This window comes from Streptomyces sp. SID5910 (genome assembly GCF_009862125.1).
GTDB lineage: Bacteria > Actinomycetota > Actinomycetes > Streptomycetales > Streptomycetaceae > Streptomyces.
This window is the reverse complement of the sequence record NZ_WWHX01000167.1, coordinates 1-6745: the sequence shown is the minus strand read 5'-3', so window position 1 is coordinate 6745 and position 6745 is coordinate 1. Positions and strand designations below refer to the sequence as shown.

Genomic DNA, 6745 nt, shown 5'->3' with positions numbered 1-6745 from the left:
CGCCAGACGCCGCTGACCAGCGGCACGCCGGGCCGGTAGGCCAGGTGGACGTGGCTCGGGGCGTCGAGGAGCGTCAGGTCGGCGTAGGCGCCCGGGGCGATGCGGCCGACGTCGTCGCGGCGCAGGGCCGCCGCGCCGCCCGCCGTGGCCGACCAGACCGCCTCGTCCGGCGTCATCCCCATGTCCCGCACCGCGAGCGCGACGCAGAAGGGGACGGAGGACGTGAAGGACGAGCCGGGGTTGCAGTCGGTGGAGAGCGCGACCGTGGCGCCGGCGTCGATGAGGCGGCGGGCGTCCGGCCACGCCGCGCGGGTGGAGAACTCGGCGCCGGGCAGCAGCGTGGCGACCGTGCGGCTGTTCGCGAGGGCGTCCACGTCGGCGTCGGTGAGGTGGGTGCAGTGGTCGGCGCTGGCGGCGTCCAGCTCGACGGCCAGCTGGACGCCGGGGCCGTAGGACAGCTGGTTGGCGTGGATGCGCGGGTGCAGGCCCCTGGCCTTGCCGGCGGTGAGGATCGCGCGGGCCTGGTCGCCGTCGAAGGCGCCCTTCTCGCAGAACACGTCGACCCAGCGGGCGTGCGGGGCGCAGGCGTCGAGCATCTCGCCGGTGACCAGGTCGACGTAGGCGGCGGGGTCGTCGGCGAGTTCGGGGGCGACGACGTGGGCGCCGAGGTAGGTGACCTCGTCGGTGTGGCGGGCGGCGATGCGCAGGGCGCGGGACTCGTCGGCGGTGGTCAGGCCGTAGCCGGACTTGGTCTCGAAGGTCGTGGTGCCCTGGCGCAGGGCCTCCGCGAGGTAGCGGGTGAGCCCCGCCTCCAGTTCCTCGTCGCTCGCGGCGCGGGTGGCGGCGACGGTGGTGCGGATGCCGCCGGCGCTGTAGGGGCGGCCGGACATGCGGGCGTTGAACTCCTCGGTGCGGTCGCCCGCGAAGAGGAGGTGGGAGTGGGAGTCGACGAAGCCGGGCAGGACGGCCCGGCCGCCCGCGTCGACCCGATTGTCAGTGGCGGGTGCTTTGCTTGATTCACCGGTCCACACGACGCGGTCGCCCTCGATGACGACGGCCGCGTCCCGGACCAGACCGAGCGGGGAGTGGTCGCCGAGGGAGGGGTCGTTGGTGACGAGTGCGGCGATGTTGATGATGGCGGTGCTGCTGCTCATGGGGTCCGTGACGTCCTCGTGGGGGCGGGGGTGGGTGGTCAGGCGTGCAGGGCTTCGACGGCCCGCGCGAGGGCCTCGGGCACATCGGGCACGAGGGTGTGCGCCCCGTCGCGTACGACGTGCCGCCCGCCCACGACCGTGTGCCGTACGTCCGCTGCCGTCGCCGCGAATACGGCCGTCTCGGCGCCGAGCCTGGGCAGCGGCCCCGCTGTTCTGACCGAGTCGAGGGCGATCGTCGCCAGGTCGGCGCGGGCCCCGGCCTCGATGCGGCCGGCGTCGTCCCAGCCGAGGGCGGCGTGGCCGTCGGCGGTGGCGGCGCGCAGCAGGGCGGCGGCGGTCCAGTGGCCCCGGGTGCGGGTGTGCAGCCGCTCGTTCAGCTCCATCGCGCGTGCCTCTTCCAGCAGGTCGACGACGGCGTGGCTGTCGGAGCCGAGGGAGAGGGGCGAGCCCGCCCGCTGGAGGGCGGGGGCGGGTCCGATGCCGTCGGCGAGGTCCCGTTCGGTGGTCGGGCACATGCAGGTGCCGGTGCGGCTGCCGCCGAGCAGGGCGATGTCCTCGTCGGTGAGGTGCGTGTTGTGGACGCCGGTGGTGCGGGGTCCGAGCACGCCGTGGTCGGCGAGGAGGCGGGTGGGGGTGCGGCCGTGGGCCGCCAGGCAGGCGTCGTTCTCGGCGGTCTGCTCGGACAGGTGCACGTGGAGCGGGGTCCGCCGTTCCTCGGCCCACTGCGCCACGGTCGCCAACTGGTCGGCGGGCACGGCCCGTACGGAGTGGATCGCCGCCCCGATCCGTGCGTGATCCCGTTCCTTGAGAACTGAACAGCGTGCGGCCCAGGCCTCCGCCGTCCCGTCGGAGAAGCGGAGCTGGTGGGTGTTCGGGGGCTCGCCGAAGCCGGCGGAGAGGTAGCAGGTGTCGAGGAGGGTGATGCGGACGCCGGCGTCGGCGGCGGCCTCGATCAGGGCCTCGCCCATCGCGTTGGGGTCGGCGTAGGGGGTGCCGCCGGGGGCGTGGTGGAGGTAGTGGAACTCGCCGACGGTGGTGATGCCGGCCAGGGCCATCTCGGCGTACACCGCGCGGGCGAGCTCGTGGTAGGTCTCGGGGGTCAGCCGGTCGGCGACGGAGTACATGACCTCGCGCCAGGTCCAGAAGGTGCCGGAGCCGACCTGGACGGTGCCGCGCAGGGCGCGGTGGAAGGCGTGGCTGTGGGCGTTCGCGAGTCCCGGCAGGGTCAGGCCGCGCAGGATCTCGGCGCCGGGCGGCGGGGCGGGGGTGTCCTGGCGGACGGCGGTGATGCGGCCGTCGCGCACGTCGAGGGCGACGCCCGGCTCGACGTGGGTGTCGAGCCAGGCGTGTTCCAGCCAGTACGTCCGCGGGGTGGTGGTCACGTGCGGGCCAGCCCTTCCAGTACGACGGCGAGTGCGTTCACCCCGGCCACGCAGTCGTCCTCGGTGGCGGACTCGGCCGGGGAGTGCGAGACGCCGGTGGGGTTGCGTACGAACAGCATGGCGGTCGGGACGCGTCCGGAGAGGATCCCGGCGTCGTGTCCGGCGCCGGTGCCGAGGACGGGGACCTTCAGCTCGGTGTCGCTGCCCAGGATGCGGCCGAGTTCGTCGCGCAGGGCGTGGTCGAACTCCACGACGGGCGTGAAGGACTCGCGGACGACGTCCAGGTCGACGCCGTGGGCGGCGGCGTACTCGCGGGCGGCCTTCTCGATGCCGGTGACCACGGTGTCCAGGCTCGCCTGGTCGGCGGCGCGGGAGTCGAGCCAGCCGCGGACGAGGGAGGGGATGGCGTTGACGCCGTTCGGTTCGACGGCGATCTTGCCGAAGGTGGCGACGGCACCGGCGAGTTCGGCCTCGCGGCGGGCGGCGAGGACGGTCTCGGCGTAGGACAGCATCGGGTCGCGGCGGTCGGCGAGGCGGGTGGTGCCCGCGTGGTTGGCCTCGCCGCGGAAGTCGAACCGCCAGCGTCCGTGCGGCCAGATGGCGCTGGCGACGCCGATCCGGTCGCCGGACAGGTCGAGGGCGCGGCCCTGCTCGACGTGGAGTTCGACGAAGGCGCCGATGCGGTCGAGGCGTTCGGGGTCGGGGCCGATGGCGTCCGGGTCGTGACCGGCGGCCTCCATGGCCTGCGGCAGCGTGATGCCGTCGCCGTCGGTCAGGCGGTGGGCCTGTTCGACGGTGAGCGCCCCGGAGGTGAGCCGGGAGCCGACGCAGGCGAGGCCGAAGCGGGCGCCCTCCTCGTCACCGAAGTTGACGATGCCCAGCGGCCTGGTGATCCGCGCTCCCCTGTGGCGCAGTTCGTCCAGGGCGGCGAAGGCGGAGACCACGCCGAGGGGGCCGTCGAAGGCGCCGCCGTCGGGGACGGAGTCCAGGTGGGAGCCGGTGACGACGGCGTTCCCGGCGGACGGGTCGCCGAGCCAGGCCCACTGGTTGCCGTTGCGGTCGACCTCGTAGGCCAGGCCGCGGGCCTCGGCCTGCTCCCGGAACCAGGCCCGGCAGTCGGCGTCGGCGGCGGTCCAGGCGAAGCGGCGGTAGCCGCCGGAGGCGGAGCTGCGGCCGACCGGCAGCAGCTCCGCCCACATGCTGTGGAAGCTCACGCGGCGCCACCCTCGTGCGTCGCTCCGCCCTCGTGGCCTTCGCGGCCTTCGCGCATCGGCACGCGCACGCCCCGCTCCGCGGCGACGGACTCGGCGATGTCGTAGCCGGCGTCGACGTGCCGGATGACGCCCATGCCGGGGTCGTTGGTGAGGACGCGGCGGATCTTCTCGCCGGCCAGCGGCGTGCCGTCGGCGACCGTGACCTGCCCGGCGTGGATCGAGCGGCCCATGCCGACGCCGCCGCCGTGGTGGAGGGAGACCCAGGAGGCGCCGGAGGCCACGTTGACCATGGCGTTGAGCAGCGGCCAGTCGGCGATGGCGTCGGAGCCGTCGAGCATGGCCTCGGTCTCGCGGTACGGGGAGGCGACGGAGCCGCAGTCGAGGTGGTCGCGGCCGATGACGATCGGGGCGGCCAGCTCGCCGCTCGCGACCATGTCGTTGAACCGCTCGCCGGCCTTGTCGCGCTCGCCGTAGCCGAGCCAGCAGATGCGGGCGGGCAGGCCCTGGAAGTGGACGCGCTCGCCGGCCAGCTTGATCCAGCGGGCCAGGGACTCGTTCTCGGGGAACAGTTCCAGGATCGCCTTGTCGGTCTTGGCGATGTCGGCGGGGTCGCCGGACAGGGCGGCCCAGCGGAAGGGGCCCTTGCCCTCGCAGAACAGGGGGCGGATGTAGGCGGGGACGAAGCCGGGGAAGGCGAAGGCCCGGTCGTACCCGGCGAGCTGGGCCTCGCCGCGGATGGAGTTGCCGTAGTCGAAGACCTCGGCGCCGGCGTCCTGGAAGCCGACCATGGCCTCGACGTGCCGGGCCATGGACTCGCGGGCGCGGGTGGTGAAGCCCGCCGGGTCCTTGAGGGCGGCGTCGGCCATGTCCTCGAAGGCGATGCCGGTGGGCAGGTAGGCGAGCGGGTCGTGGGCCGAGGTCTGGTCGGTCACGATGTCGATGGGGGCGCCCATGGCGAGGAGCTGCGGCACCAGTTCGGCGGCGTTGCCGAGGACGCCGATGGACAGCGGCTTGCGCTGGTCGCGGGCCTCGGTGGCCAGGTGGAGGGCGTGGTCGAGGGAGTCGGCCCGCACGTCGAGGTAGCGGTGCTCGATGCGGCGGTCGATGGCGCGGGGGTCGCAGTCGATGCAGAGGGCGACGCCGTCGTTCATCGTCACGGCGAGGGGCTGGGCGCCGCCCATGCCGCCGAGGCCGGCGGTGAGGGTGATGGTGCCGGCGAGCGTGCCGCCGAACTTCTTGGCGGCGACGGCGGCGAAGGTCTCGTAGGTGCCCTGGAGGATGCCCTGGGTGCCGATGTAGATCCAGGAGCCGGCCGTCATCTGCCCGTACATGGTCAGGCCGAGGGCCTCCAGGCGGCGGAACTCCTCCCAGTTGGCCCAGTCGCCGACGAGGTTGGAGTTGGCGATGAGGACGCGCGGGGCCCACTCGTGGGTCTGCATGACGCCGACCGGGCGGCCCGACTGGACGAGCATCGTCTCGTCCTGCTTGAGGGTCTGGAGGGTGCGGACCATGGCGTCGAAGGAGCGCCAGTCGCGGGCCGCCTTGCCGGTGCCGCCGTAGACGACGAGCTTGTCGGGGTGCTCGGCGACCTCGGGGTCGAGGTTGTTCTGCAGCATCCGCAGGGCGGCCTCCTGCTGCCAGCCCAGCGCGCTCGGCTGCGTACCGCGTGGCGCTCGGACAGGGCGGGGTCCGGACATGATCTGCCTCCTGGTGGCTCGTCCCGGCGGATTGTTACTACGGATATTCACATACTCACCTCATGAATAGAACTAGTCAATACGTTCGTGCCCCGCCGCGCGTGCGTGCGAGTGTGGGGCTGGACGCACAGGACAGGCGGCGACGGTGTGGAGGAACGCGTGAGCGACGGCACGGGCACGAGCGGTGACCTCGGCGGCACGGACGCGGAGCGGTCCGCGCGGCGGGACGAGGCGGTGCGGGCGGCCGTGGAGCAGGGGCTGCTCGGGCCGGACGCCCCGATCGTCGGGCTGCTGGACGTCGCCGGGATCCGGGAGTCGGCGGCGGAACTCCGGGCGGCGTTCGAGGCGGTGACGGCGCCGGGGACACCCGTGCTGCACGCCTTCGCGGTGAAGGCGTCCCCGCTGGTGCCGGTGCTGCGGCTGCTGCACGAGGAGGGCATAGGCGCGGAGGTCGCGAGCCCGGGCGAGCTGGCCCTGGCCCGGGCCGCGGGCGTACCGGCGCCGCGGACGGTGCTGGACTCGCCCGCCAAGACGCCGGACGAGCTGCGCGAGGCGCTGGCGCGGGGCATCGCCGTCAACGCGGACAACCCGCAGGAGCTGGAGCGCATCGACGCGCTGCTGGCCGAGGGGACGAGCGCGTCGCCGCTCGGCATCCGGGTCAACCCCCAGGTCGGCGGGGGCTCCATCGAGGCACTGTCGACGGCGACGGCCACCTCGAAGTTCGGGGTGGCGCTGCGCGACGAGGGCGCGCGGGAGTGGGTGGTGCGGGCGTATCTGGACCGGCCGTGGCTGACCCGGCTGCACGCGCACACCGGCTCCCAGGGCATCCCGCTCGCGCTGATGGCCGAGGGCGTGGCCGAGACGTACGCGCTCGCCGAGGAGATCAACGAGCGGGCCGGGCGCCGCCAGGTGGACACGCTCGACATCGGCGGCGGGCTGCCGGTGAACTTCGCCTCCGACGAGACGACACCGACGTACGCCGCGTACGCGCGTGTGCTGCGCGAGGCGGTGCCGGGGCTGTTCGACGGGCGGTACGGGCTGGTCACCGAGTTCGGACGGTCGCTGCTGGCCAAGCACGGCACGGTGGTGGCCCGCGTTGAGTACGCCAAGAGCGCCGGGGGGCGGCCGGTCGCGGTGACGCACGCGGGCGTGCAGGTGGCGACGCGGACCGTGTACGCGCCGGGGGCGTGGCCGCTGCGGATCGCCGCGTACGACGGCAAGGGGCTGCCGAAGGAGGGGCCGGACGTGGTGCAGGACGTGGCGGGGCCGGCGTGCTTCGCGGGGGATCTGCTGGCGGC

General features: G+C 74.1%; 5 protein-coding genes. 1 reads left to right on the top strand and 4 read right to left on the bottom strand.

The window, feature by feature from the left end:
- The 4 genes from hutI to hutU form a co-directional block, all read right to left on the bottom strand.
- A partial coding sequence (gene hutI / locus GTW67_RS06080) for an imidazolonepropionase (RefSeq protein WP_161163763.1) occupies window positions 1-1154 on the bottom strand: 1154 nt, incomplete at its 3' end.
- 38 nt (window positions 1155-1192) lie between these two features.
- Window positions 1193-2536: a formimidoylglutamate deiminase gene (locus GTW67_RS06075; RefSeq protein ID WP_161163762.1), complete on the bottom strand. Its 1344-nt coding sequence runs from the start codon at window positions 2534-2536 to the stop codon at window positions 1193-1195.
- Window positions 2533-3750 carry an allantoate amidohydrolase gene (locus GTW67_RS06070; RefSeq protein WP_161163761.1) on the bottom strand — a complete coding sequence of 406 codons (1218 nt, stop codon included), beginning with the start codon at window positions 3748-3750 and terminating at the stop codon, window positions 2533-2535. Before GTW67_RS06070 ends, GTW67_RS06075 begins: the two co-directional genes overlap by 4 nt.
- Window positions 3747-5447 carry a urocanate hydratase gene (gene hutU / locus GTW67_RS06065; RefSeq protein ID WP_161163760.1) on the bottom strand — a complete coding sequence of 567 codons (1701 nt, stop codon included), beginning with the start codon at window positions 5445-5447 and terminating at the stop codon, window positions 3747-3749. The genes GTW67_RS06070 and hutU overlap by 4 nt, the downstream gene beginning before the upstream one ends.
- A 159-nt stretch (window positions 5448-5606) precedes the next feature.
- On the opposite strand from hutU, the gene GTW67_RS06060 reads away from it, so the two are divergent.
- Window positions 5607-6745, top strand: a 1139-nt coding sequence (locus GTW67_RS06060; RefSeq protein WP_161163759.1) for a type III PLP-dependent enzyme domain-containing protein, incomplete at its 3' end; no start/stop codon positions are given.